The sequence below is a fragment of the Paraburkholderia fungorum genome, from assembly GCF_902833645.1.
Lineage (GTDB): Bacteria > Pseudomonadota > Gammaproteobacteria > Burkholderiales > Burkholderiaceae > Paraburkholderia > Paraburkholderia fungorum.
Genome location: NZ_CADFGE010000008.1, coordinates 216,316 through 242,726 on the forward strand (window position 1 = coordinate 216,316; position 26,411 = coordinate 242,726).

Here is a 26,411-nt window from a genome sequence, read left to right on the forward strand (position 1 = left end):
GATGGCGCGGGCTTTCGCACGGGGCATCGGCTAACATGGACCCTTTTTACGGACGAGCGCGGGTGTGAGCACAGCAGCGAAATCGGCCGCCGGCAAGGGCGCGGGCGGCAGCGAGACGGCAGATGGCGGCAAGACGCAGCGCGGAATTCAGAGCGTCGAAGTGGGCGGCCGCGTGTTGCTGGCGCTCGCACAGGCGCGCAGCCCGCTCGCGTTGTCCGATCTTGCCGCCGCCGCGCAGATTGCGCCGGGGCAAGCGCACGCCTATCTGGTCAGCTTGAGCCGCTTAGGTCTGATCAAACGCGACGAATTGTCGGGCCGTTATGAACCTGGTCCACTGTCGTTGCGGCTTGGCTTGATGCATCTGGAGAATCAGCCGGCGTTTCGCGCCGCCGTGCCGCGCGTGGCGGCGTTAGCCGAGGCAATCGGGTTTAGCGTCGCGATCTGTATTGCGGGGCCGCAAGGGCCGACCATCGTCCGCTATGAACATGCGGGTTTTCCGCTGCATGTGAATCTGCACGTGGGCACGGTGATGTCGCTGCCGGCTACGTCGACGGGGCGCGTGTTTTGCGCCTATCTGCCGCGCGAAACGCTGGCGGCGATGTGGGCGAATCAGTCGGGCTCGCGCGATCGCGCCATGACGCCATCTGGCGACAACGCCGCGTTCGAGGCCGCCTTGAACGACATCCGCGCGCGCGGACTCGCATTCAGCGTTGACGCGCCGAGTCCGGGCATCAGCAGTTTGAGCGCGCCGGTGCTTGATGCCAGCGGCCACTTGTGCCTCGCGCTGACGGTGATCGGCTCGACGGGCGCGATCGACGTAGCCGCCGATGGTCCGACGGCTCGCGCACTGCTTGCCGCCGCTCATGACATCGCCGCCGAACTGGCGGCAGCGCCTTCTTTGCTAGCTTCATCCGCATCGTGACCGATTCGTTCGACACCTCATCCCCAGGCACCGGCGCTTCTGCTGCTTCTGCCTCCGCTTCCGCCGATGCAAAGCCGCAGCGCGGCATCCAGTCGCTCGACAGCACCGGCGAGTTGCTTGGCGCGCTGGTCGCAGCCGCACGGCCCCTAAGCTTGCGCGACCTTGCGGCCGCAGCCGGCATGCCGCCGGCTAAAGCGTTTCCGCATCTGGTGAGTCTGCTCAAGATCGGCTTGCTGAATCGCGATGCCGCGGGTTGCTTCGAAGCCGGGCCTTTAGCGCTGGAGCTTGGCTTGATCGGCTTGCAGCGTTTGTCGCCCACGCGGGAGGCCGAACCGGAAGTGGTCGAACTGGCGGCGTCGACGGGAATGAGTGTCGCGATGGCGGTGCTTGGGCCGCTCGGGCCGACCGTCGTGCGTCTAGAAGAATCAGCGCGGCCGCTGCATGTGAGCTTGCGAGTCGGCACGGTGATGTCGCTGGTGAATACCGCTATCGGGCGCGTGTTTGCTGCTTACGTCGCGGACGATGTGCGCCACGGTCTGCTGGCGCAGGATCATTTGCGGCTGGCTGGGGCCGCGGCAGAACAGACAAAGGCCTACACCCAACGCCTCGCGCAAATCCGCGCGGACGGTATCGACACCGCACTGAGCCGGCCAGTGCCAGGCATCGACACGCTGGCCGCGCCGGTGCTGGACCATACCGGCAGCATCTGCCTGGTGCTCGCGGTGATGGGGCCGAGCGGCAGCTTCGACAGCGAACTCGCGGGCGGCCCGGCGCAGACTTTGCGCGCCGCCACGCTAAGGCTGTCGCGGCGCTTTGGGTGGATGGCGGCGGCAGGCGAGGCCTGAAAACACGATCACTTGCCGTCGGCGCTGGTACGTTGCGCTCTTCCCTTCCGATAGCGCCAGACCCCCACGCCGATCACACCCGCGGCGATCAGCAACACGATCAATGCCACAGGTTTCCTATTGCGCCCCGCATCGCGCTTCACGTTGCGCCAGGCCTGGGTGTAAGTGAACGTCGCCGCGGCCCGGAAATCCGGCGCCGGGCACAGCGTGCCGAACGGGCCGCCGAAATCCACGTAAGCGCCCTCTTTGACATAGCGCTGATAAAACGCGAGCGCGCGCGCCGGATCGTCGTTGTGCGTCCAGTCCGTGCCACGGCAAAGCACGGCGGCGAATGCCTGCGAACGCGGCGGCAAGCCGTCCGCCGCTTTGGCGATGTAGTCGGCGGCGATGTCGCGATAGTGAAAACGCACCAACGGTTTGCTCTCGCTGGCCGCGTAGCGGCGCTTCTCGTCGGCAGTCACGAACGGTCCGGCCAGATCCGCCTCGGCGCGCGCCGCCGGCGTATCCGGTGTCGCCGGCGCGCTGGCCGCACCGGCATTGGAAGCACCACTCCCCCGCGCGCCGATCACACCTGAACGCCCCGATCCGCCCGCGAATGCACCGTCGACGTCGTGATAATCCGGTCCTTGCTCGTAACCCATCAACTCCATGCCGTACTGCTTCGCGAGCGTCGCCGCGTCGAACCAGCCATGCGCGCGGTTCGCACTCAACCATGCATGCTGCGCCTCGTCCAGCGCGGCCGCATAGTCGCGCGCGAGCTTGCGAAGCTGCAATTGCTTGCGGGTCGTCTGGCCGCCTTCCCAACTAAAGATGCCGTAGCGCGGGTCGTTGTCGGCGGGGAAATACGGCAGTGCATCGTCGATCCGGCCATCGCGCACGAGACGGCGCGCGAGCAGGTAACGCAACGAATCGGCGGCGGTCTGGTGCAACGCATAGTAGGCGTCCGCACCCGCATTCGACGCCGGCATCGGAGGCACCGCCGATGCCGGGACGCGCGAGTCGACAAAGTGTTTCAGTTCGTCCGTGGTGAGCACGCGCTCGGCGATATAGGCCATGTCGCTGCCGTAGGCGACTTCGGAGACGGAGTCGTCGTCCAGTCCCGACTTGTCCTGTCGGGATGCCGCGTCGAACAAATAGCCGAGCGCCTCAACATATTGGCCGCGCGACAGCGTCAACACCGCCTGCTCGCCTTTAATTAACAGTGCGCCAGCCGGTTCGACGCTCGCATCGGCGGTTGGAAATGCTTTGGATGCCTGCGCATAGGCCTGCACAGCCGCTGCCGTGTCGCCGCGGCGCAAGGCCAGTTTTGCGCTCACCCAGCTTGCGAGCGCGCTGCGTTCACGCGCCGCCAGCGTACCGGCGAAATCGTAACGGCCGACTCGATACGCCAGCGCGGCGAGACGGTCGGCGCCCGCTACATGATCGATGCCCCGTTGCTGAATAGCCTCGACCAGCGACACCAACGCCGGATTGGATTTGATGCCCTTGTCGCCGCGAGCGGCATCGGCATAGCCAGTCGGGCCGTAACTGTTGTCGTAGCCGCCGTAGTATTCGAACGCGCTCGCCGGTTGATCGTTGACGATGTCGCCTTCACGCGCGAGCGCATACGCAACCAGCAAACGTTGCGCGAGCGGATCGTCGATCAGCGAGGCGACGCGCGCCTTCCCCTCCAGCGCCCACGCCGCGATAAAGCGCAGGGATTGCAGGCCGCTATTGCCACCGCGTGCGGCCTGCTGCGCGTACAGGTTGATCGCCTGCTTGAGATCCGCCGGTGCGATCGCCGTCGCGCATGGCGTGCTGTTCAGGAAGCTGCGGTAGTCGCATTGCTTGCCGGTTCGTTTGTCCTGCAGATAGGTGAGCGCTTCATCGCCGAAACTGGCCACCGCCAGACCTTCGGGATCGGGGGCGCCGTTCGCTGCGAGCGTGCGCGGTTTTGCGTAAGCGGCCGGCAATGCGGCCTTGAGGGCAGCGCACGCGTCGCCGCTCTTGCAGTCGTCCGCCCGTGCCTGGGCGATCGCCGCGAGTTCGGTTGCCGCGGCCACCGTGCGTGGAGCGCCGGTTGCAGCAGGCAACGCGAGGACCGCGTCGAGCCGGGTGACCGCGCGGCCGAGCAGCGGTTCGCGGGCGGCGCAGGTGGACTGCGCGGCTATGGTGCCTGTTGCATGGGTCGCGGGCGAAGCGTCGGATGCGTCTGCATCCGTGGCGGCTGGATTTGCGCCGGATGCGGGCGCATCCGACGCCGCACTTGCCGCGCTCGTGCAGGCCGTCAGTGCGTGGCCGAAATCGACATCCGCGGCTGCGAAGAGCCGTTGCGCCTCGGGCACGCTCGCTCCCATTGCGTAGGCGGTGTCGCCATCCGCGGCCTTGGCCATCGCGGCCAGCGTGGCGATCTGTTCGGGCAAGAGGCCCGCCAACATCGCTTTGGCAGGATCGACCGGTTGCTGCCCCGCCGGAACGTGCACGGCCTCAGGCGCGAGCAGATGATCGGCAGGCGTCACGAGATGCGAAACCTCATACGCAAACGAATTGTTCGGCGTACCGGATAGCGTGCCCGCGCGATTGTCGAGCAATTGCAGCGGAAAAAACGGACCGCACGCGTGGACGATAACCGCGCCGGCCAGCAACGCAACCCCGCCACCGAGCGCAAGATATTTACGGTTCAACATGAACAGAGACCTTTTTGTTATCGACTTCGCCGCAGCGAAGCCAGCCGATATCGCGGCGCATACCGGCGCGCAGCAAACCGGGTTGAACGCGACGCAGCAGCATGCCGCGCGCGTCGTAGTCGAGGGCGTAGCCGTTGATACCATCGGCGGCTGCGCATGAGGCATCGGTGCGCACGGTCGCGGGCAACGGTGCGTCGGTGTTGCCGCCGCTGACGAGCGAGACGTCGAAGAGACCCGGCTGCTGCGCGCTTGGGCGCACGTCGGCGGCAACCGCGGAGGTCAGCGGCGCACGTGTGAGCACGGCACGCCAGGTAGCGAGACTCCATGCGCGTTCGTCGGCATCGGTGGGCAGACGGAACCAGACGATGCCCTTGAGTCCCGGCAACGCATCGCGTTCGATCCGCGCGACAAAAGTGCTGAGCTGCTCGGGTTGCGCGACAAGTTCATACACGACGCCTTGGGTCGAGCCGTTGGCGAGCAACATCGGCCGCTCGCTTTCGATGCCGGCCACGCGGCCGTCGTCGCCCCATGTCACGCGCGAGCCGTAAGTCGGCAACGCGACGCGCCACGGCCGCCGGGTGCGTGGCGCGAATTCGCGCAGCCATGCACGCGCCTGCACCGGATCGAACAGGCCACGCACCGGGTTCATGACCGCGTGCACCTGCAGGATGGATTCGTCGGCTTGGGCCAGCAGCGCGTCGAGCGCCGGGCTGTCGAGCCAGGTGGGCAGCGCGGTGATCGTCAGTTTGACGGTGGGATCGAGTTGCGCGCGTAAAGCGGCGAGAAAGCGCGTATAGCCGGCGAGCCTGGACGTCGCGCAGTCGTGATCGATTTCAATCGCCGCGAGCGGGATGCCATGCTGCTTCCAGTCCGCCGCCAGCTTGACGATGCGCGCGACCGGCAGCGTGTTCAGGTCGTCGAGTTGGCCGTCGATCCGGACGACCGCGCTTACAGGCGCGTGGATCGCGGCGAGGGTCGTCCACTCGGGCGAGACGACGGTCCAATCATCCTTGCTGTCTTTCTCCGCGGCCAGCACATGCCACGTCTGCACGAAAGCGCGGCTTTGTTCGACCGCCGACGCAACGGACGGCGTCCATTTACGCTGCCAGAGATAAGCGTCGTTCGGCAACGGTGCGGGCGGCTTGCTGCAAGCGCCGACGAACGTCAGCGTCAGCGCCAGCAGCGACACGGCGCAAGCGGCGAGCGCGCCACGCACTCGCCGCCGCAACGGCGCTGCGCTGCCGTCATTCATAGTGCAAGGCTTTGGGCACGCGGTAAGCGGTGCCGTCGTATTCGAGCGTCGTGGTAGCGCGCTTCGACGAACGATCGGTCGATACGCAGTCCTGGCTCGTCTGCTTGCTGACGGTTTCCTTCGCGGTTTCGCCGACGCGCAACGTCGCGTAGCCCGCACTGTTGGCCGGACCGAGCGCGAGCGTGCGCGTGATGGCCGAGAACGTACCGGCGCAATTGCCGTCCCATTCGCCGGTGTTGTTCTCGACAGCCAGATCGTCGACCACGCGGCGCAGCGTGTGGCCGTCCAGCACATACAGGCTCAACGCCTGAGCCTCGTACGGATTGACGCGCGACGCCCCCTCGTAAGTCACGCGAACGCCGAATGCGCGCAATTGCGGGGTGAGTTGATAGCGCGCGGTGTCCAAGTCGATCTGACTGAAGCGGATCGCGTCCGAACTGATCGCAGCCGCTTCATAGGCATGCGCGATGATTGCACCCGACTTGCTGTCCGCGACCAGCACTTCGACGTCGTACTCGCCTTCGTCGTCGGTGTTGCCCGCTTTCGGCAGGGGCTGCACGGCCAGCGTCAATGAAGGGTCCGCAGGCCAGACCTTGCATGCCGCGTGCTCGGTGTCGAGTTGCCGGCCAGGGTGCAAGGTTTTCATCCACGTGGACAGATGCGACTGGCAGTCGACGGCGGCGTCAGTACCGGCGTGAGCGAACAGGGGCAGGCACAACAGGGCCGACGTGATGAGTTTTTTCATTTTCCCTTCGGGGTATCTTTGGCAATGCGTTTTGACAATGCGTGGTGCATTGGCGGATTCGGCCAGTCCGGCGGATTTTATGGTGCGCGCCGTTCGTTGTAAAACGATGACGCGAAAACGATGCCACGCTGTCAATGACGCCGCAACGCACGCTCGCCGGATTGAAGTCCGAACGGCCTGCCGTGCTCGTGATCGACATGGTGGAGGAAGGGCTGGATAAGGCCACGCAGGAAGCGTTGATTGCCTGTTTGCGTCAGCGCGCCAAAGCAGGCGGCCGTCCGCTATTTCTAATGACGCGTTCTTTGGCGATTCCGGATCAATCCCCCGCCGCCTCCGGCTCATGCGACGATAACCGCGCCTTCGCGTGCCGCATCTTTTCGAGGGTTTTCGGTCGCGCCTTCAACGCGACGCCGATCGCCAGCGCATCCATGATGCACAGATGCACCAGCCGCGACACGCCCGGCGTATTCGGATCGATCGGACTCGGCACGCGCAGCAGCAACGGAATATCCACCAGCCACGCCAGCCGCGAGCCGACATTGGTCAGCGCAATCGTCGTCGCGCCACGCTCCTTGGCGATCTGAATACTTTCGTTCACTTCGACGCTGCGGCCCGAGTGTGAAATCGCAAACGCTACATCGCCGGGTTCCATCAGACCCGCGTAGAGACGTTGCAAATGACCGTCGGTAAACGCGGTAGCCGCGATATCCAGCCGCAAGAACCTCAACGCCGCATCTTGCGCGACAAGCCCCGACCCCGAACCCACGCCGAAGAAGAACACCCGCCCCGCGCTCGACAACGCCGCAACCGCGCTCTCGAACACGGCCGGGTCCAGTGCGGCACACGCATGGGTAATCCCGTCGACGGCGGCTTCGCCTACTTTGTCCATCAACGTGCGCACGTCGTCGTCACGCGCCACCGCGGTCGACGCATACGGCACCCCGCCCGCCACGCTTTGCGCCAATTGCATCTTGAAGTCACGCAGCCCATGCGCGCCGATCGCGCGGCAAAAGCGCGTGACGGAAGGCTCGGACACGTCCGCGCGCTGCGCGAGCTCAGTGATGCTCGCGCGCATCGCAAAGTCGACATCGCTCAGCACCATGTCGGCAACTTTGCGCTCGGCGGGCCGCAAATTGGCCAGTGCGCCGCGGATGTGGGGAATCAAGTTCGGTGCGGACACCCGGTGTTCCTTAAGGGTTAAATGAATCCGCGTCGCGTCGCAGCTTCAATCCTTCAATCAGCTTGAATCGACTTCAAGCGGCAACACGCGGTTCAGACCAGCCTGCGTCCACTCTCCGTATCGAACAGATGAATATGGCCGGCCGGCAGACGCAGCGTGACCCGCTGGCCGGGCTCGACTTTCGAGCGCTGGCGAGTCGTCACGCACCACGTGCTGCCGCCTATTTTCCCGTACAAGTGGGTCTCGGCGCCAGTCGGCTCGACCACTTCGACTTCCATCGTGGCGTCCGGCTTGTCCGCCATGGTTTCGATATGTTCGGGCCGGATACCCAGCGTGACCTTCGCGCCGGGCACCGCCGACGCCGGCGCGCCTTCCAGCACGATCTCGCCACCGTCGCCGAGTTTCAACGCCAGGCCCTGCCCTTCCGTACGATTGACCAGCACCCCTTCCGCGAAATTCATCGACGGCGAGCCGAGAAAACTCGCGACGAAGAGGTTTGCCGGATGATCGTACAGTTCCAGCGGACGACCGATCTGCTCGATCCGTCCCGCGTTCATCACGACGATGCGGTCGGCCATCGTCATCGCTTCGATCTGATCGTGCGTGACGTAGATCACCGTATTCTTCAGACGCTGATGCAGCGCCTTGATCTCCGTGCGCATCTGCACGCGCAGTTTGGCGTCGAGATTGGACAGCGGTTCGTCGAACAGAAACAACGACGGCTCGCGCACCACCGCACGGCCCATCGCCACCCGCTGACGCTGACCACCCGAGAGCGCGCGCGGCAAGCGATCCAGATAACCGCCGAGGTTCAGCATCTTCGCGGCGGCTTCGATCCGCGGCTTGAAACTCGCGGACGACTCCTTGCGAATCCGCGGCCCGAACGCGATGTTTTCGTAGACCGACAAATGCGGATAGAGCGCGTAGCTCTGGAACACCATCGATATATTGCGCTGCTGCGGCGCAAGCGTATTCGCGCGCGTGCCGCCGATCATCAGATCGCCGCCGCTGATTTCCTCGAGCCCCGCGACCATCCGCATCAAGGTGCTCTTGCCGCAACCCGATGGGCCGACCAGCACGACGAACTCGCCGTCATCGATGTCGAGATCGATGCCGTGCACCACTTGCGTGTCGCCATAGCGTTTGAAGATGCCGCTTAGTTGCACTGCTGCCATGCTGTCCTCATCGTCTTACTGCATCGTCTTACTGCCGTGCCGCCTTGCGTGATCGGGCAAGGAGCACGGCGCGCTATCGGGTTCAAACCGGCTCAAAGCGATTCCAGCGTCAGCTCCTCCGCCATCAGGCGGTTGCCGGCCATCAGGCCACCGTCGACCGGCAACGCGACGCCGGTAATCACGCGCGCCATCGGCGAGGCGAGGAACATCACCGCATCGGCGATATCGTCGGGCGTCGCGAAGTCGCGCAACGGATACCACTTCTTCAGATCTTCGAAGACCTGCGGATTCTTGTCGACGCGCGCCTGCCACGCTTGCGTCTTCACCGTCCCCGGACAGACGATGTTGGCGCGAATCCCATAGCGGCCCAGCTCGATCGCCAGCGCTTTCGTGTAGCTGATGAGCCCGGCCTTCGCCGCGCTATACGCCGGATGCCCGAGCGCGGCCATGCCGTTCACCGAGCCGATCAGCACCAGTGCGCCCTTCTGCCGTTCGATCATCGACGCACGCACCGCTTCCACCGTGTGATACGTGCCGTTCAGATTCAGATGGATATCGCGCTGCCAGCTGGCGGCATCGGTGGTGGCGAGCGTCAGTCCTTTGGCGGCGCCCGCGTTGGCAACCAGCACGTCCACCGGACCCCGCGCTTTCACCGCGTCGGCAACGGCTTGCTGCACTGCGGCAGCATCGCCCAGATCGACCGCGACCGGCGTGACGTGCGCCTCACCGAGTTGCGCCACCAGCGCACGGAGCGCGGCCGCGTCGATATCGAGCGCCAGCACCGTGTCGCCCTGCTCCACGAAGCGCTTGCAGAGCACGCTGCCAATCCCGCCGCAAGCGCCCGTCACCAACACCACACGATTCATATCCGCCCTCGCTCCTAACCGCGCCGCACCGTCATTCCGGCGTGTAAGTTTCCTACAAACCGGCCGCCGCGCACTTGTCTAGTCATCCCGAAGATTGGGTATCCGTGACTTCGCGTTACGCAGAATACCCCTGCTTTACAGCATCTTATGCACAAAACTCGCTTGGAAAAAATATGGCAGACCCTACGTGACAAGCTATTTTGCGTCATGTAGGATTTTTTCAAACAATTCAACCAACGCGGCCGGCGACGGCAGCAGACCACCCCCCACCATCATCGGATGGGACCGGACTACGCGCTAAAACGCTAACTCCGATCGACACAGGAGAGAGAGAAATGTCGTTGCATGCCCGTGCTTCACTCGCGCTCGGCAAAGTTGCCGTGGCGCTCGCGTTTGCAGGTATCGCCGTCGCGGCGCACGCCGACACGGTTCGCGTGACGGTCGCGCATTACAGCGATGCGACCGCGCCGTACTTCGAAAAGATGGCCCGTAACTTCGAGAAGGCCAATCCCGGCACGACGATCAAGATCGAAGACGTGAACTGGGACACGCTGCAACAGAAACTGCAAACGGACATCTCCGGCGGCGCCAACGCCGACCTGGCGATCGTCGGCACGCGCTGGCTGCTCGACTTCGTGAAGGACGATGTGGCCGAGCCGCTCGACGGCTACATGGACGCCAGCTTCAAGAGCCGCTTCATTGGCCCGTTCCTCGCACCGGGCGAGATCAACGGCAAGGTCTACGGCCTGCCGATCGCCGCGTCCGCCCGCGCGCTCTACTACAACAAGGATCTGCTCGCGAAGGTCGGCTATCCCGACGGCCCGAAAACGTGGAATGACGTGATCGATGCGTCGAAGAAACTGAAGGCACAGGGCGTTGCCGGCTTCGGTCTGCAAGGCAAGGAAATCGAAACCGACGTCTACTATTACTACGCGCTGTGGACCAATGGCGGCGACGTAGTGGGCAAGGACGGCAAGGCGGCGTTCAATTCGCCGGCCGGCATCAAGGCCGCTACGCTCTACAAGACGATGATCGACGAGGGCCTGACGCAGCCTGGCGTGACCGGCTACAGCCGTGAAGACGTGCAGAACCTGTTCAAGCAAGGCCGCGTGGCGATGATGATTTCCGCCCCGTTCCTCGCCAAGCAGATCAAGAAGGAAGCGCCGAATCTGAAGTACGGCATCGATCCGATCCCGATGGGCACGACGCACGCCACGTACGCGGTGACCGACTCCATCGTGATGTTCAAGAACTCGAAGGTGAAGAAGTCGGCCTGGAAGTTCCTGGACTATCTGTTCACGAAGGAACCGCGTGTCGAGTTCACGACGACCGAAGGTTTCCTGCCGACCACCAAGGCTGAGGCGACCGATCCGGCGTTCAACGATCCGGATACCAAAGCTTTCGTCGCGCTGCTGCCGACGGCTCACTTCGCACCGACCGTGACCGGTTGGGAAGACACGGCGAAGGCCGTGACCGATGCAATGCAATCGATCTACCTGGGCAAGGCGAAGCCGGCGGACGCGTTGAATGCCGCGGCAGCGCAAGCGAACAAGTCGCTCGGTAAGTGAAACGCGTAGTCACGAGGTGATCTGCTGAACACGGAACGCGCGCCGCCGTTGCCAAGGCGGTGCGCGTTTCGGTTGTCATGGATGTAACGCACTATCCGGCCCATCCCGTCGCGCCTCTTTTCTAATGGGGACGCGTCTTACGATCGAGCACGCATGAGCCGTTCCGCTTCTTCGCGCCTGCAGGCGCCCTGGTTACTGATTGCGCCGAGTCTGGTGCTGGCGCTTTTCATCATCAGCTATCCAATTTTCAACATCGTGTGGCAATCGCTGCACGACGTCTCGCGTTTCGGCGCGATCCGCGATTTCACCGGTCTGCAGAACTTCATTACGATTTTCACCGACCCCGCGTTTCTCGCTGCCGCCAAGCGGACGATTGTCTGGACCGTGTGCGTGGTGGGCGGCACGGTGCTGATTTCGGTGCCGGTTGCGCTGATCCTGAATCAGGATTTCTACGGGCGTGGCGTGGCACGCACGATTGTGATGCTGCCGTGGTCCGTCTCGCTGACGATGACCGCCGTGGTGTGGCGCTGGGCCTTCAACGATGATTACGGCATGGTCAATGTCACGTTGCAGCGGCTTGGGTTGATCAACGGTCCGATTCATTGGCTCGCTACGCCGGAGCTCGCCTTTCCGGTTGAGATCGCGGTGGGTATTCTCGTGTCGATTCCCTTTACGGTGACGATTCTGCTGGGCGGGTTGTCGTCGGTGCCGGGTGACATTTACGAAGCGGCGCGCATGGATGGCGCCAGTGCGTGGCAACAGTTTCGCAAGCTGACAATGCCGCTCTTGCGGCCGTTCATCAACATGACGATTCTGTTGAACGTGATCTACGTGTTCAATTCTTTCCCGATCATCTGGGTGATGACGCAAGGCGGCCCGGATAACGGCACGCATATTCTCGTTACGTATCTCTATGAGCTTGGGTTCCGGCTGGGACGTCCCGGCGAAGCTGCGGCGGTGTCGCTGATCATGCTCGTCATGCTGTTCGTTTTCTCGATGATCTATCTGCGCCTGCAGCCCGCGAAAGAAGGAGAGACGTCATGAGTCTCAGCGTCAAGATGAAGCGCTCGCTGTGGTGCTGGTTGGCACTTTCGCCGCTGATTGTGGCGGTGCTGTTTCCGTTTGCTGTGATGCTGTTTACTGCTTTGAAGCCGGCTACGGAGATTTTTGTTTATCCGGCGAGGTGGTTGCCGGTGCATTGGCAGTGGAGCAACTTTTCGGATATGTGGGTTGCGGCTAACTTTGGCGTGGCGCTGAGGAATAGCTGCGTGATCAGCTTTTTGTCGACTGCGTTGGCGTTGGCGGTGAGCTTGCCGGCGGCTTATGCGTTGGCGAGGTTTCCGTTTCGCGGGAAGGGGTTTTATTCGCAGTTTCTTTTAGTGACGCAGATGCTGTCGCCGATCCTGCTGGTTGTTGGGTTGTTCCGGTTGGCGGCGATGATTCCTTATGGGGATGGGAATCTGGTTGACTCCAAGATTGGCGTCATCGTTTCTTATGCGGCGTTTAACATCGCGTTCGCGGTCTGGATGCTGTCTTCGTACTTTCAGACTGTGCCGAGGGATCTTGAGGAGTCGGCCTGGTTGGAAGGGTGTGGGAGGACTAGGGCTGTTTTTAAGGTGTTTTTGCCGTTGGCTGTGCCTGCGATTGTTGTGACCGCGATCTTTACTTTTATTAATGCGTGGAATGAGTTTGCGGTGGTCTATACGTTGATTCGGTCGCCGGAGAATAAGACTTTGACCGTGCAAGTGACTGACATGGTCGCTGGGAAGTATGTTGTGGAGTGGCATCTGGTGATGGCCGCTACTCTTTGTGCGACGTTGCCGGTTTCGATTGTGTTTGCCTGGTTGCAGAGGTTTTTGGTGAAGGGGTTGGCGTTGGGGGCGGTGAAGTGAGGGATGGGGGGTCTCAGCTTGGTACTGCCGAACCATCGTGAACGATTGGGTCTGCCGCCCGCCGCCACCTACGCCATGAATCGTTAAGTACATTCGACTTTTGCAATTGGCTGATTCTCGGTGTAAACAGACGCTCGATCTGCGAATGCAGCGACCAACTTCGCGCGTCCGCTTTCGGCGGGTGAGATCAGTCACCCTCGCCCCGATTCGTCAGCTCGCCTATCGCGCGCCCGATGGCGGGTTTCGGAGCGCCATGCTGATCGATTTAAGTGTCGTCTGGCAGGTCACCCGCGGTTGCTGCTGGTCGCAGGAGAATGCCTACGTTCCGGTAGTCACCCATTTGCCCTGCAATCGATATAGGCGGTTCGCCATTTGCCATTTGGATGTGCCTCGAAATGCTTGTCTGCAATTCCCTTGACAGCCCGAGCGGAATGCCTACAATCACCGATGCCTAGCATTATTCGACGCGAGTCGAATCGGGTAGTGAGTCACTATCCGCCTTGGATTTTTAGTCATCGACGAGGAATACGGAGACGTATTTTCGCCGGTCGACGAAAATCCGTCTCCGTATTCCTCGTTGCATTAGGTAGGCATGTTAAAAGAATATCTAGGATTGCCCCGACCACGGCTGGGATCTATCCTGCAACGTTTCGCAACGGCCCTCAATTCGGGCCGTTTTTCTATTAAAAGAGATTTATCATTCATTTTTCTATGCGGGGCCAACCGCTCTGACTTGATCCCATCCGAACGTCGGCGATATCTAAAAAAGACGATAGAATCAGCGCTTCCGCACGCACGAATTGTGTACGCCGAACGAGTCATGGATGAACTTGTAAAGCACGGTAAAACAAAAAATCTGCTTGACATTGAACATCAAATATCGAAAATTGCCGATTGGATTCTCATCGTATTGGAAAGCTACAGTTCATTTTGTGAGCTAGGCGCATTTGCCGCCGAAAGTCTGCGATCAAAATTAATCGTCATAAATGACGCAAATTTCAAATCACAGTCGTCGTTTATAAATCTCGGCCCTCTCCAAGCGATCAAGGAGGATGTGGCGGAAGATCGCGTAATTTGGTATCCAATGCAATCTAACGGAATAACGGTTAGAGATGCAATCGGGCTGACTCTCCCGTCGGTGTTGAAACATCTAGAGCACCGGCACATTCGCCCGGCCCTTGATGCCGCATCATGTTTTCCGAACATCGAAAGCCAAGCATCTCTGTTTTTTTTGCATGATATTATCTATCTTTGCGGCCCGATAACTCATGCGGAAACTATCGAAATATATCGGGTATTATATGGAAACCGGCGCTTCGATGAGATTAAGGCTTTGCGGGCAATTCTTCACGCCGCTGAATTAATAAAAACCGTGACTAGTGGGGGCGAGCCGTCATATCTCGCCATAACACCCGATACTTTTATCAATTTTGACGGCGTTGGTAAGGATCTTATCCCTGCCTTCCGGCGTTTTCATCTGAAATATAATTCCACGCGCCTAATTCATGTCTAGTCTAGTCAAGCTCGCCGCTACCGAATGCTGTGTGCAGGAACGTTGGGTCAATGATGTGATCCGGCAAGGGCCAAGTCGGGTTAAGACTTTGAAAATAAAAAAACCTAAGTCAGCCAAATTTCGCATTATCTCCCGCCCTTCGGCCGAGTTGGAAATTCTGCAGCGGTGGCTTACCATTCGATTTTTTGAGAAAATGGAAATCCATGATTCCGCGATGGCATTCAGGACGGGACGTTCAATATTGACAAATGCACAATTCCACGCGAAATCACTGTACTTTATTCGGGTTGATTTTTTAAATTTCTTTCCATCAATTCGATACGCCGACCTGAATTTTGCAATCGGGAAATCAAAGATTATTAGAAACATATTTACAGATTATGCCGATGCGGGGAGTTTTATAGAGCGAGTTTGTTTTGATTCAAATTTGCGCTTACCAATAGGCTACATTTCTTCGCCCATAATTTCCAACGCTGTAATGTTTGAGTTCGACGTTCAATTACAAAAACTCGTCACTGCAAACACCAATGAACTGGGAGATGGAAGGATAACTAGATATGCTGACGACATCGTGTTCTCGACAGACAAGAAAGGTGGGTGCGCGAAGTTTCTGGAGTTGATCCGCTCGTTTGTGAAAACATGGGCGTCTCCATCGCTTTCCGTCAACGAAAATAAAACGACATTTTCTAGCAGAAACGGCGGCAGTGCAATTGTGACAGGGCTGAGGGTTTGCAATGATAGTCATGTCACAATAACGCGCGAGTATAAAGATAAGGTTCGTCTTATGTTGTCGTTGCGGGGAAAGCAGGTTTTACGGCCAGAGGACGTGCGAGTTCTGAAAGGGCATCTCGACTATATTAGGCACATAGCACCGGCTTTTTTTTCGACGTTATGCGCAAAATATACTGGCGTGATAAGTGAATTTATTTGATTCGAGAAGCGCGCAACGAGTAACGGCCCCTGCTTAAGCAACGCGCGACACTCATACTAGATGTGCAGCAATGGCGCGCAGCCACTCGCGCACTTGTCCAGTCAGATCGGCACGGTCAAGGCGGATAGAAGTCATGCGACTTACTGCGCCACGATTTAAGCGGCGCTTTGCGTGGCTGATTTTCTTCGACTTCTTCACATCGTCTAGATTTGCCCAAGGGATCGGTGAGTCCGATGCCTCATGCACCAGTTCGGCAACGAGAGCAGGGACATCGTCAAAATCCTGTACCGCGGCAAGCGCAATGCCGAACTCTTCGTTTATGGCGTCATGATGTACTAGATTTTCCATTTCTCGGCATGTTGTCGTAAACGCGAGGCAGTTAACGCGCGCATTTACGCGGTCTGCCGCGTTTTGATACTTAGGGCGTGCAGGAGGCGCAACATCACGGTCCATGATATGGATTTCAGGAAGTTCAAGCCCTTCGAGGCGATTCGTCCAAAGCTCCAGCGTTGAACCGCCCATAGGTATATATACAAGTCTGCCAACTCGTTCTTCCGCCGAAAGGTTCGGAATATCTGGTTCTGTCGCTGACAGCACCTCGGAAATTCGGTTCAGGAATTCAATGTCGTTTGGACCCTCCACCCCTACGAATACTCGAATATTGTGATTCGGTAGTATTCCGAGTGTGTCGCGAATGAGCGCGGCTGTGGCATCATTATTCGGTGCCACGGAACGCTCGCCATCTGCATTTTTGTCGAGAAAGCGCACGCTATTTCTATCAATTTTTCGACCCAGCAACGGATTGTGGGTTGTAAGTACGACCTGATTCGCAGGATCTTGCGATAGCTCCCAAAGAGCATCCAACAGGAGCAATTGGTTATTAGGATGTTGCGACGTTTCGGGCTCTTCGACGGCGAGAATGACATCCGGAGCGCCGCGTCCGCTCGCTAACTGCTCTGCCTTTGCGCGGAAGAAGTTGATTAGAAATAAGCGCCTCACCCCACTGCCTCGTTTGTTTAGAGGCACCTGCCCCTCGCCAGTAAGGGAGACGGAGAAAACCTTGGCCCAGTTGAACGGCGAGAATACTGGATTGAGTTCGCTAGCTAAGGCTGGGTCCATCTCTCGAAGTTTCGAGATCGTCGCACGCGTCACTTGCTCCACTTGTGCTTTTACGTAAGCGCCCAAGGTCTCCAGTTCTGCCTCTCTCCCGGCGAGCGCTTCCCTAATCGCAAACTTGATCGGATCCTGTGCCTCAGAGTCTTGATCTGAACTTGGGCGATCTGCGCGAAACAACTGATACAGCGGCAGGGCGTTTTGAAGTGGCTTCCAGATCGTTGCCTTCACCTCGATCAATACCTCTTCGAGTCGCAAATCTTCAAGCGGCACGCTAGACCAAATGGCATGACGAATTGCCGATTTGATTGTTTGATTGATGCCGGTTAAGTTGACTCCCAGAGCCTGAGCGCGTTGCCGGAGGGCTGCAATTGTTAGGGTAAGCAAATCATCGAAATTTGGTGCCGTTGGATGAACAGCCCTGACGTATATTTCCTCGCACTTCGGAGAAGCGCCAAAGAAGCATTTCCGGATTTCAAGGCAACCGTCTCGATTGAGTAGATACTCATTGTGTGGCGAAATCAAAGCATCTGTATCAACGACCAAGGTAGTCGGTATATTTTCAAATACGCATGTCACCTCAATCGGGTCAGCATTGCGCACACCCGTAGACCGGTCTTCAGCATCAAGTTTCTCGAGATTGAAAAACGCCTCGAGTGCCTCAAGGATGCTCGATTTTCCGATATCGTTCTTGGCAATAATGCAGGTTAGTTTGTCAAATGATATAAGGAACTCATTTCTATAGCATCTAAAATTTCGAATTCGTATTTCGGCTAGCTTCATTCTCTTTACCCCATAATCGTGCTTAAGGATTTTTTTATTTGGTGATATCCAGCGCGGAGCATCCATAGGGATGTCGAATAATGCGTTGCCAACTCATCGCCGAGCTTACAGACGTGCCACTACAAAAGCAACATGGATTGCGGCAAGCACCACGGCCGTTCCGATTCGCGTCATTCTCAATGGCGCTAGCAATTTGCCACCACATTGGCTGTTGCCAGACTTGGTTGATCATGCGAAGGGCATAATTGACCCCGCCCAAGCGTGAATGTCTGAAGATGACTCTAAGTGTCGTGCCGCTCGAAGCGTAATGGCCGGATGCAGTTGAGCGTCAAACGTCCCGGATGCGGACATTCATTCCCATTGGCTTGCTACGACGAATAACTTCAACGACCGAAGGGTTGCCTATTGGGAGCATCGACACCGAGAGGATAAGGTCCGAAAAAGCAATAAAGACAATGCACTTGATGGGCACAGGTCTTAACAGCTTGCCACTTGCAACGCCCCCAAGCGCTACGCACAGGCAAAAACCGCAGAAGCCAGCAAGTACCACGCGATCGGCTCTAGCTAAATCGGCTATTCGGCCAACCGACATCGACTGCTAAACTGCGACGCCGCCCAACCCTAGATAAGCGTACGCGCTCATTATCGACATAGAGACAAATAGCCGGGCGCGCCCTTCCGAATCGACAACACCACGCCGCTCATTGCCGATGCCTTATCCAATTGGCCAAACGCAAACACTTAGCCCGTCTGGTTGATCGCTTCACCATTGCCATGACTTATAATCATCAAGCCGTCGGGAAACACCCGGTGGTCAGGTGTGGAAGCCTGTGATCGTAACCGCACCCCCGCTCAGGCGGGGCGTGCGTCTATCTCTGCACGTCTATATTTCAATGGGCGGGCCGTGGTGGGGGAGCCGCAAGGCTCGCCGGTTCGTTACGATCCCGGTCTTCCAAACCCGTCATGTGCCCGCTCACCCCTTCCCCAAGCAAGCGAGTGTCGGGCGATCCAGGAAGTACCAGGGAGGTCGCACCATGAGTAGCAAACCTACAAAACAGTCTCAACCCGCTTCACGCCCGCCTGTCGACGCGCTCCAGTACGAAAAGCTTGCGCTCTCCACCTTCGATCTATGCAACCGGCAGTTGAGCCAACTCAACACATTGATCACACTCGGGTCCTCAATATGTAGGAATCCTGCCATCACGGGTGACGAAAGACGACGTCAGCAGACCATGCTTGAATTGCTCGTCGACACAGCAGAGCAATATCAGCGGGAGCTGGAGTGTGACCGTGAGCTATATCAGGTGATCGCACTCGACGCGAAGGGCATCCCTCAGAGCCGCATCACCGCGAACCGTGCAATGCGCCTTCTTGCAGAGGCATCAGAAATAGCGACGAAGGAATCGCCAGCAGCCGCAAAGCCGAGCCCGGGCAAGCAAACGTCAGCCAAACCCACGACGAACGCATAAACAGACGCGGCGGCCCAACAATCGGTTCCCACGGAGCACTAACCATCAAGAAAGTCAGCAACTTCAGTTGATCAGATTTGCAGGATGCCTGCCCTCCGTCACGAGCATGTGCGAGCGCCACAAGCAAGTGTGGACAGGCATCCAACAAACCTGAACGAAGTCAGCCCAATACGCGCTCCGCTGACCGGCGATTTTTGTCCGGTCTAAAATCGTTCCGGTCCATGTACGAGCCGGTCGAATCCCACGGAGAGCCGAGTGACGGTCATCGCGCAAGTTTCAGATATTCATGTCCGTCCTCACGGCACCCTGTATCAAGACGCCGTGGACTCGAATGCAATGTTTTCGGCAGCCGTCGATTCGCTGAACCGCATCCAACCCGAGCCGGACCTGGTCGTCATCTCTGGCGACCTGACGGACTACGGTACCGAGGATGAGTATCAAAAGCTTCGCGAATTACTTGCCGGGCTGAGACGACCGTTCGTGGTCCTGCCGGGTAATCACGACGACCGTGGCAATCTACGGGCCGCTTTTCCGGATCACGCGTGGCTTCCGAGCGAGGGCGCACTCTCGTTCGCGCTGGACGTGGGCGAACTACGCCTCGTGGCGTTGGACACTTCCGTTCCTGGACTGCATCACGGTGAACTGGACGCCAAAACCTTGACCTGGCTCGACACCGAACTCACTGAGCATCGAGATCGGACGGTGGTCATCGTCATGCACCATCCACCGTTCATGACGGGCATCCCTTATCTGGACATCTACGGGTTGCGAAACGCGGATGCATTCGCAACGGTTCTTGCACGCCACAACAACGTAGATCGAATTCTCGCCGGACACGTCCATCGGTCGATGCAGACTCGTCTCGGACGCGTTCCCGTCCTCACGTGCCCGAGCACGACCACACAGATCGCGCTGCGCGTCGAAGCGGACGCGCAGCCCGCTTCTTTTCTCGAACCACCCGCATACATGCTGCATCGCTGGACAGGTGGAGGTCAGCCGGCGGTCTCCCACTTGTGTTACATCGAACGTTTCGAAGGTCCACTCCCCTTCGCGTAAGTTTCGCCGTCAAGTACACAGCGGCCGATAGACGTACGAGTCGTTAGCAATATTGCTCGGCTGGCCTTTGGTCCACGAGACAGGATCGCATCGAAACTTGCGACCACGATTCATCAGTCGAATTTGACGAGGTCCTTAAAGATCAGTTGACCCCACCTATCTCCCAGTCCCTGCACAAGCAGTCCACCTTCCGACAGGCCGCCAAGTTTGACCGGCGCGAAACCGAGATCTTCGGCAAGCGCAGCAATCTCCTCTGCGGCGCCATCATCGTCACTCGCGAGGAACACGACTCTCCTGCCACCGTGTACGCCCGGGTCCTGTTCAAGGACGCGAGCGCCCAAGTGATTGAAGCCCTTGACCAGCCTGCTACCCGTGAAGGCCTGCGCGACGGCCCTGGAAGCAGGTTGCCCACCCACTTCCTCAGGGGGCACGCCGTAGGCATTGGTGACATCGACGATAGTCTTGCCCTGCCAGCTCGGCAGCGCCTTCGCGACATCCTTGTGCGACTCGAAACGAACAGCCAGAAAGACGATGTCCGCCTTGACCGCTTCCGCCAGAGTTTTGGGAATGATCTCGGGTCCGATAGCGGCCGCAGCGGATGCAAAGCTTTCCGGGTCGCGAGTGGTTGCAACGGATACTTCGATGCCTTTTCGTGCAAACGCCTTGGCAAGCGCCTGGCCGATCTTGCCGAAGCCAATAATTGCGTAGCTCATATAGTGTCCTTGGTGTGCGACGCCCTACCGGCTCCGAATATCGAACGGAGTGACCGGCGGGCGTGGCGTGTCAGAGTTGCGCAAGGCCGCCGTCGACGGCAACCTCGCTGGCGGTCATGAAGCTGCTGTCCGGCGACGCAAGAAAGGCGGCCGCCGCTGCGATCTCTGCCGGATCGGCCATGCGTAGGAGCGGAGTCATCGCGCCATAGGCTTTCTGGCCCTCTTCGCCCAGCGACCTCTTCGCCAGTTCGGTCGCCGTCGCGCCGGGCGAGAGCACATTGACCCGGATGCCCGTGCCCTTCAGGTCATGCGCCCATGACCGCGCGAGGTTGCGCACCGCTGCCTTGCTCGCGCTATAGGCAGTGAATCCCGGGGCGCCCGTGGTCCCGGCGCTCGATCCGGTCAGGATGATCGAACCGCCCGCGCTCATCAGCGGCAGCGCCTTCTGGACCGTAAAGATCGTACCCTTCACATTGGTGTCGAAGGTTTCGTCAATGTGCTCGGCGGTGATCTGCCCGAGCGGAAGCGGGCTTCCCGCCCCGGCGTTGGCGAAGACGATGTCGAGGGTGCCGCGCTCGGCCTTCACCGCCGCGTAGAGCCGGTCGAGGTCGGCCTCATCGGAGACCGAACCCTTCACCGCGCGGGCATTGGGCCCGAGGTCGGCGACAGCGGCATCGAGTGCGTCCTGCCGGCGGCCGAAGATGAAGACGAACGCGCCTTCCTCGATGAAGCGCTTTGCTGCAGCGCGGCCGATGCCGGTAGCGCCGCCGGTGATCACGGCGGTCTTTCCATTCAGTCTATGCATGTCATTCGTCCTTCGAAACAGAAGCGAGAAAGACAATTTTGGCCCTCTTGATCCATGAAGCCAATTGACCGAATATCTATAGGTGCCATCTACTTTTTAGATATATGCTCGACAACGTCACCATCAATCAACTTCGGGCCTTCGTTGCCGTGTGTGACCAGGGAAGCTTTTCCGGGGCTGCACGGGAACTGAGGCGCGCACAGTCAGCGATTAGTCACGCGATCAGCGCGCTCGAGAGTGCCTTTGATGTGTTGCTGTTCGAACGCAACGCCCGCAAAGCCACGCTGACAGCCGCGGGCCGTAGCCTCCTGCCCGATGCTCGTGGGGTGATCTCACGCACCGAGGAAATGAAGATGCGCGCGGTTGCGATTGCTGAAGCCGGGGTGCCACAGGTCTCGATTGCAGTGGATACCTATTTTCCGCGCGCGCACCTGATTGAATGCCTGCGCAGGCTGCAGTCGGACTTTCCAACCGTTGCAATCAATCTGCGCATGACGACCATGCAAGGCGGCGAGCACCTGGTTCTCGACGGAACGTGCGCATTGGCGGTGACGATCAGCGACGTGCCGGAGCTGAGCCCGGCTACCATAGAACGGCAGCATCTATGTGAAGCGCAAATGGTGACCGTCTGTGCGCCATCGCATCCTCTGGCCGCGGTCGCGGGGCCGATCCCGCGGGAGGAATTTGGCCGGCACATCCAGCTCGTCGTCACCGACAATCAGCCCGATGCGGAAAAGACACAACAGGGCGTCGCCAGTGGACGCCAGTGGCTGGTCAATGACCTCGGCGCGAAGCACGATTTGCTAAGGGGTGGTTTGTGCTGGGGGCACATGCCGCATCATGTGGTCGCGCAAGATCTCGCGGACGGAACACTTGTCGAACTCCAACGGCGCGCATGGCATATGCGCGCCCTCACCTTCATGATCTCGCAGCGGCGCGGGTACTCGTTTTCCGAATGTGGGACGCGGCTGGTTGCGCTGCTCGGTGATCGTCATCGCTTTTCGAAAGGTGCCGGTAAGCGCACTGTGTCACGCGCGGGCAAAAAAGCGTGAAGGGGCGCTACGTGCGAGCGGCAGCCGCGCGGCGGCTGAAGGGCGAATTACGACAGTTACCCGTCATGCGATTACTGTAGATCACGCGGGGCGCAGCCTGAAGTTCCCACTAAGGACGCAGTGTCGAAGATCAGCGGGCCGCGTCACCGGCGAGAACGTATGCACCCCAGAAATACGGGTGACGGTAGAGTTCTCCATCCTTGCCGCTGGCCATGTCGCGCTCTGTACGCGCCAGCGCCTCGGCTTTTGACAGCGACGGATCACTGGCATAAGTCCGGAATACACCGGTTGTCACCTCTGTAGCCGATCGAGATTCCACAGCCCACTGGGTGAGGAGAATCGAGCGAGCCCCCGCTGCAAAAAAGGCGCGGGACAGCTCCGACATTGCATCTCCCGCGTTACCGGTGACGAGTCCCGTGTTGCAGGCGGACAGTACCACCCAGTCGGCATTCAACCGCAAGGTCACGATGTCGTCCGCGGTGAGAACCGAATCTGGCAGCCCGTTTCCCTCATAGGCCAACGCGAGTCCCGCTTTGTGCCAGCCCGGCACTTCGCCCGCGACGATGCCGTGCGTAGCGAACAGAACAACCCGATCGTTCAACAGATCCCGCTTCATGACTTCGCTACGCGAGGCGCTCGTTCCCCGCAGCACGCTGTGTTCGGAAGCATTGAGCGTCTTCGCGATTGAGGTCGCTTCGTCGAGCGTCTCAGGTAACGGTGCGACGCGATGGTAGTCGAACGAAGCCGTACTCGCATCAACCGGAAAGGCTCGCGCGGGAGTTCTATCCACGGGTGGGACCGCAATCGTGGTTGAGTCGCGGCGATTGAAGCTCGGATCTGCGAACGCGATCAGCGCCTCGCCGGCGTGCGCTGCCGGATGACTGCGGGCGAGCATGAGGGCCGCGGCATTCGGAATACGTACGGGCATTGTCCTCGCGATCCACCAGTGTGCATTCGCAAGATCCGTTGCGGGTGCCGTCACGAGCACATTGAACGGCAGGCTCGAGAGAATGCCGCTTGTGGCGATGTACACGGTTGTCGCCCCTTCGAGGTCGGGCTGGATCGAAGAGATCAACAAGCGATAGAGATCCGAGGCCACTGTTGTGTCGAACCCGGCCAGCTCACCCGCCTTACGTGGCGGAACGCCCGCATCAAACACGTTGCGAAGCGTCAGGATCTTCTTTCTCAGGTCTGCACGCGTTACGTTGAGTCGTGTCGCATGCAGCGAGCCCTCGGCGTTGACGACGAATGCGTAGGTCGCATCGCGCCCGACGTAGAAATCGACATAGACCTCACCCGAATGCAGGGCCGCACCCACCCGCTCAGCCGTGGGAACGGCGGGCGATACAAGTTGCCGGTACTCGGGAAACTGCTTGTTGATGTGCTCGTGGAGCGCGGCCAGATCCTCGGCCGAGGCATTCATGGCCCTCTCGGCATCTTTGACACTAGCGATTGCACTCCCTTTATCTCCGGTATTTTCCGTGTCGACCTTGGCAAGCCGTGTGCTCAGTCCCGAGAGTCCCATCCGTTCGATATTTTGGGCACGACGCGCCATCTGCTCCCGCTCAACCAGGCTGCGCAGTTCCGGTGTGACCGCCGCCAATCGCGCAGCACCATCGCTCATCGCGCCCTGGGTCGCATTCATGTGAAACAACTCGGCGATACGGAAGGCGAGTGCCTGACCTTCTGCGCCGTCGTCCATGAGACGGCTCAGGCACATTGCAAGGGCACCGTCCTCGACATAAGCGCCCGCGGTACTGGAGGCGTCCCAGTCGTCGTTCTGGCCAAGCATGGGCGTCACGTATCGGGCGATCTCGCTTTCGCTGACCTTCTTCTCGGGATCCTCAAGGCGATAGAGCATCAACATTGCAGACTGATACTTGACGAACGGACTCTGCGCACCCTGGCCCTTCAGGTTGTACGCCAGCACGCGTGAAAGCTTCGACTCGGCTGCCGACCAGTTCCCCTGCGTCCCGAATATCACAGATTCGCGCTCGTCTGAACTCGGTGTTTTTGCCGCGACCGGATTGATCGAAGCCGCGTATTCCAAACCGTCAGCGTCGGCCTTGAAGTCGGCAAGGCGGTTTGTCGCAAGCGCGACCATCAAACGCATGCGCAGCGCATCCGCGTAGGTGAACGAATAGGGGAGCACGCCGGCATCCTGATACCCCTTAATGGCTTTGTCTATCCAGGCGAGTGCGCCATCGTAGTCGTCGTTGGACATGAGCGCGATCGACATTGCGACCTCAACGCGGGCGCGCTGTGAGGGGGTCGGTTTGAGTCGAGGATCGTGGTCGATGTCCCAAAGCATCCCGTTCGCGTAGTTCAACGCCTCGGTGCGCCGATTGTTCTGCGTTTGCAAGCGCACGAGATGATCGACTTCATCGAGCAGTTGGTTAGCGGCTTCCTGGTGACGGTGTTCACTGAGCGACGGATCATCGAGATTTTTTCTCGCCAGATCGGCCGCCTCGCGCACCTTGAACAACGCCGTGTCATGTTGATTCAACGCGCGGCGCGCAAGCTCCGCCTCGGCGGAGAGATACCCGTAGGCAGGTTCTTCCGGAAGGGTTTCAAGCTCGGCAGCGCTCGTCTGGTCGGCCAGCTTCTTCGCCTGATTCACCAGCCTCTGGCTTCGCACGAAGTCGTTTTGAACCGCATACGCTATGGCAAGTCCTGATGCGGTGAGCGAGCGCTGGCCAGGCGAAATCTGCCCGTCGTACACAATGCTCTCCAAGACCCCCATTGCGCCGGCGGCATCATCAGCGTTGTAGTAATCCTGAACGAGTGAAATCAGCAGTGCAAGCCGCGTATCTCCGTCCGAAGTCTGTTCGAGTCGCTTGCGAATGGCCCTCTCTTCATCGGCGACGGAGGGCTGCCCAGACGCCGTGTAGACTTTTTCGACGGACCCATTCACACCTTGAAGCTCACCCGCCATCGAAGTCCGGGGTAACCCGCAAAAGGACCCGACAATCGCCGCCGACAAGAAGCACAACATAGTCCTTAGACACCGGCCCACGACATGCGATGTATTCCCGGATCCGATGGCCATCCTTGCCTCCGCTTCACGTCCCGCTGACCAGGGAGCACCCAGCACAGAGGCGGAAATCTGACATTAGCCGTTCAAGGACGAACATTAGCTTGCAACAGACAAACAAAGCTATACGTTATCGGCCAGCTTCTGTTGTTCGTCATCGTTTTACTTGCGCTTTGAACCTTGGCCCGTTGTACCCCAGCCGACGTTCGCAATGGCACGGGACGTGCCGATCATCCGGCCTGACGTTAATACCGGATTTCTGTCAGCGCGAAGACCGTAGCGTCGCCATTACCGTTCCGGAATAAAAAAAGCACTCGATGGCATTTCAGAAAGCACTGCGGTCGTGCAGGTTTTCAGAAGCCGTGAATTGGCGATCTTGTCCGGACTGGAAATGTCGATGTGGCGCTGTCGTTCGAGCGCACGCAAAAAGTCAGCCTTTAACTCCTCGTCGTAAACCCCGCGCTGTTCGACTTTGCGGCGTATCGTTTCGAGGTCGTACTCGAGGGCTTGATAAGAAACGATCGTCATTTCATACGTTTTCAGCGTTTTTCTGAACTGAATGGCCGGCCGGATGGCAGCAATGAAGGCGGAAACCGTTCCTAGGCCTTGCCATACGTGCTTGCCGATGTCAGTTTTGAAAAACCATAGGCCGGCGACGGCCGATGTCGGGGCCGCGATGACGAGCGCCAGGTCCATCGCCTTATCCAGAAGTTCCAGACGGCGCAGCCGTTCACTGTAATATCGAACATTGAGCCGAGCAGTACGAAGCTTGTCATAAACTGCCCAGACTGGATGGTTCTCGCGTTCCATGGTTCCCCCGTACACGTGCGG

At 59.5% G+C, this 26,411-nt stretch carries 21 protein-coding genes; 10 read left to right on the forward strand and 11 right to left on the reverse strand.

Annotation, left to right across the window (positions count from 1 at the left end; genetic code table 11):
* Positions 1 to 64 precede the first annotated feature (64 nt).
* Complete coding sequence (locus HWX91_RS24180; RefSeq protein WP_028195104.1) at positions 65 to 922, forward strand: IclR family transcriptional regulator; 858 nt, start codon at positions 65 to 67, stop codon at positions 920 to 922.
* Complete coding sequence (locus HWX91_RS24185; RefSeq protein WP_028195105.1) at positions 919 to 1,767, forward strand: IclR family transcriptional regulator; 849 nt, start codon at positions 919 to 921, stop codon at positions 1,765 to 1,767. The genes HWX91_RS24180 and HWX91_RS24185 overlap by 4 nt, the downstream gene beginning before the upstream one ends.
* Before the next feature lie 8 nt (positions 1,768 to 1,775).
* Here the strand turns inward: HWX91_RS24185 and HWX91_RS24190 are convergent, their stop codons facing one another.
* The 6 genes from HWX91_RS24190 to HWX91_RS24215 form a co-directional block, all read right to left on the reverse strand.
* Positions 1,776 to 4,433, reverse strand: coding sequence for a hypothetical protein (locus tag HWX91_RS24190; RefSeq protein ID WP_028195106.1), 2,658 nt, complete (start codon positions 4,431 to 4,433; stop codon positions 1,776 to 1,778).
* Positions 4,420 to 5,685, reverse strand: coding sequence for a DUF3142 domain-containing protein (locus tag HWX91_RS24195; RefSeq protein ID WP_081832959.1), 1,266 nt, complete (start codon positions 5,683 to 5,685; stop codon positions 4,420 to 4,422). Before HWX91_RS24195 ends, HWX91_RS24190 begins: the two co-directional genes overlap by 14 nt.
* Complete coding sequence (locus tag HWX91_RS24200) at positions 5,678 to 6,430, reverse strand: PA3715 family protein (protein ID WP_052660638.1); 753 nt, start codon at positions 6,428 to 6,430, stop codon at positions 5,678 to 5,680. Before HWX91_RS24200 ends, HWX91_RS24195 begins: the two co-directional genes overlap by 8 nt.
* 316 nt (positions 6,431 to 6,746) lie before the next feature.
* On the reverse strand, positions 6,747 to 7,610 hold the full coding sequence (locus HWX91_RS24205; protein ID WP_028195107.1) for a MurR/RpiR family transcriptional regulator: 864 nt from the start codon (positions 7,608 to 7,610) through the stop codon (positions 6,747 to 6,749).
* Positions 7,611 to 7,702: 92 nt separating this feature from the next.
* The gene (locus HWX91_RS24210) at positions 7,703 to 8,785 is read right to left on the reverse strand and encodes an ABC transporter ATP-binding protein (RefSeq protein WP_028195108.1); all 1,083 of its coding nucleotides are present in this window, start codon (positions 8,783 to 8,785) and stop codon (positions 7,703 to 7,705) included.
* Between the two features lie 92 nt (positions 8,786 to 8,877).
* Positions 8,878 to 9,651 (reverse strand): SDR family oxidoreductase, encoded by a 774-nt coding sequence (locus HWX91_RS24215; protein ID WP_028195109.1) that lies wholly within the window; start codon positions 9,649 to 9,651, stop codon positions 8,878 to 8,880.
* A 335-nt stretch (positions 9,652 to 9,986) separates the two neighbouring features.
* Here HWX91_RS24215 and HWX91_RS24220 point away from each other — a divergent pair, with 335 nt between their 5' ends.
* The 5 genes from HWX91_RS24220 (at position 9,987) to HWX91_RS24240 (ending at position 15,555) form a co-directional block, all read left to right on the forward strand.
* Positions 9,987 to 11,219 carry an ABC transporter substrate-binding protein gene (locus HWX91_RS24220; RefSeq protein WP_028195110.1) on the forward strand — a complete coding sequence of 411 codons (1,233 nt, stop codon included), beginning with the start codon at positions 9,987 to 9,989 and terminating at the stop codon, positions 11,217 to 11,219.
* 153 nt (positions 11,220 to 11,372) lie between these two features.
* Positions 11,373 to 12,263 carry a carbohydrate ABC transporter permease gene (locus HWX91_RS24225; protein ID WP_025647863.1) on the forward strand — a complete coding sequence of 297 codons (891 nt, stop codon included), beginning with the start codon at positions 11,373 to 11,375 and terminating at the stop codon, positions 12,261 to 12,263.
* Complete coding sequence (locus tag HWX91_RS24230; protein WP_028195111.1) at positions 12,260 to 13,111, forward strand: carbohydrate ABC transporter permease; 852 nt, start codon at positions 12,260 to 12,262, stop codon at positions 13,109 to 13,111. The genes HWX91_RS24225 and HWX91_RS24230 overlap by 4 nt, the downstream gene beginning before the upstream one ends.
* A 592-nt stretch (positions 13,112 to 13,703) precedes the next feature.
* A complete protein-coding gene (locus HWX91_RS40510; protein ID WP_208459044.1) occupies positions 13,704 to 14,624 on the forward strand; it encodes a retron St85 family effector protein in 921 nt (306 codons plus the stop codon).
* Positions 14,617 to 15,555 carry a retron St85 family RNA-directed DNA polymerase gene (locus tag HWX91_RS24240; protein WP_081832960.1) on the forward strand — a complete coding sequence of 313 codons (939 nt, stop codon included), beginning with the start codon at positions 14,617 to 14,619 and terminating at the stop codon, positions 15,553 to 15,555. Before HWX91_RS40510 ends, HWX91_RS24240 begins: the two co-directional genes overlap by 8 nt.
* Before the next feature lie 51 nt (positions 15,556 to 15,606).
* On the opposite strand, the gene HWX91_RS24245 is transcribed toward HWX91_RS24240, so the two are convergent.
* On the reverse strand, positions 15,607 to 17,517 hold the full coding sequence (locus tag HWX91_RS24245; protein WP_028195112.1) for an ATP-binding protein: 1,911 nt from the start codon (positions 17,515 to 17,517) through the stop codon (positions 15,607 to 15,609).
* A 968-nt stretch (positions 17,518 to 18,485) separates the two neighbouring features.
* Here HWX91_RS24245 and HWX91_RS24250 point away from each other — a divergent pair.
* Entirely contained in the window at positions 18,486 to 18,920 is a 435-nt protein-coding gene (locus HWX91_RS24250; protein ID WP_042274237.1) for a hypothetical protein, read from the forward strand.
* A 255-nt stretch (positions 18,921 to 19,175) separates the two neighbouring features.
* A complete protein-coding gene (locus tag HWX91_RS24255) occupies positions 19,176 to 19,976 on the forward strand; it encodes a phosphodiesterase (RefSeq protein WP_028195113.1) in 801 nt (266 codons plus the stop codon).
* A 113-nt stretch (positions 19,977 to 20,089) separates the two neighbouring features.
* Here HWX91_RS24255 and HWX91_RS24260 read toward each other — a convergent pair whose 3' ends face one another.
* Positions 20,090 to 20,689 carry an NADPH-dependent F420 reductase gene (locus HWX91_RS24260; protein WP_028195114.1) on the reverse strand — a complete coding sequence of 200 codons (600 nt, stop codon included), beginning with the start codon at positions 20,687 to 20,689 and terminating at the stop codon, positions 20,090 to 20,092.
* Positions 20,690 to 20,759: 70 nt separating this feature from the next.
* Entirely contained in the window at positions 20,760 to 21,494 is a 735-nt protein-coding gene (locus HWX91_RS24265; RefSeq protein ID WP_028195115.1) for an SDR family NAD(P)-dependent oxidoreductase, read from the reverse strand.
* Positions 21,495 to 21,598: 104 nt separating this feature from the next.
* Between HWX91_RS24265 and HWX91_RS24270 the strand changes: the two genes are divergently transcribed.
* Complete coding sequence (locus HWX91_RS24270) at positions 21,599 to 22,546, forward strand: LysR family transcriptional regulator (protein ID WP_028195116.1); 948 nt, start codon at positions 21,599 to 21,601, stop codon at positions 22,544 to 22,546.
* 130 nt (positions 22,547 to 22,676) lie between these two features.
* On the opposite strand, the gene HWX91_RS24275 is transcribed toward HWX91_RS24270, so the two are convergent.
* Both HWX91_RS24275 and HWX91_RS24280 read right to left on the reverse strand, forming a co-directional pair.
* Positions 22,677 to 25,481 carry a CHAT domain-containing protein gene (locus tag HWX91_RS24275; RefSeq protein ID WP_028195117.1) on the reverse strand — a complete coding sequence of 935 codons (2,805 nt, stop codon included), beginning with the start codon at positions 25,479 to 25,481 and terminating at the stop codon, positions 22,677 to 22,679.
* A gap of 387 nt (positions 25,482 to 25,868) precedes the next feature.
* Entirely contained in the window at positions 25,869 to 26,390 is a 522-nt protein-coding gene (locus HWX91_RS24280) for a hypothetical protein (RefSeq protein WP_028359591.1), read from the reverse strand.
* Positions 26,391 to 26,411: the final 21 nt, after the last annotated feature.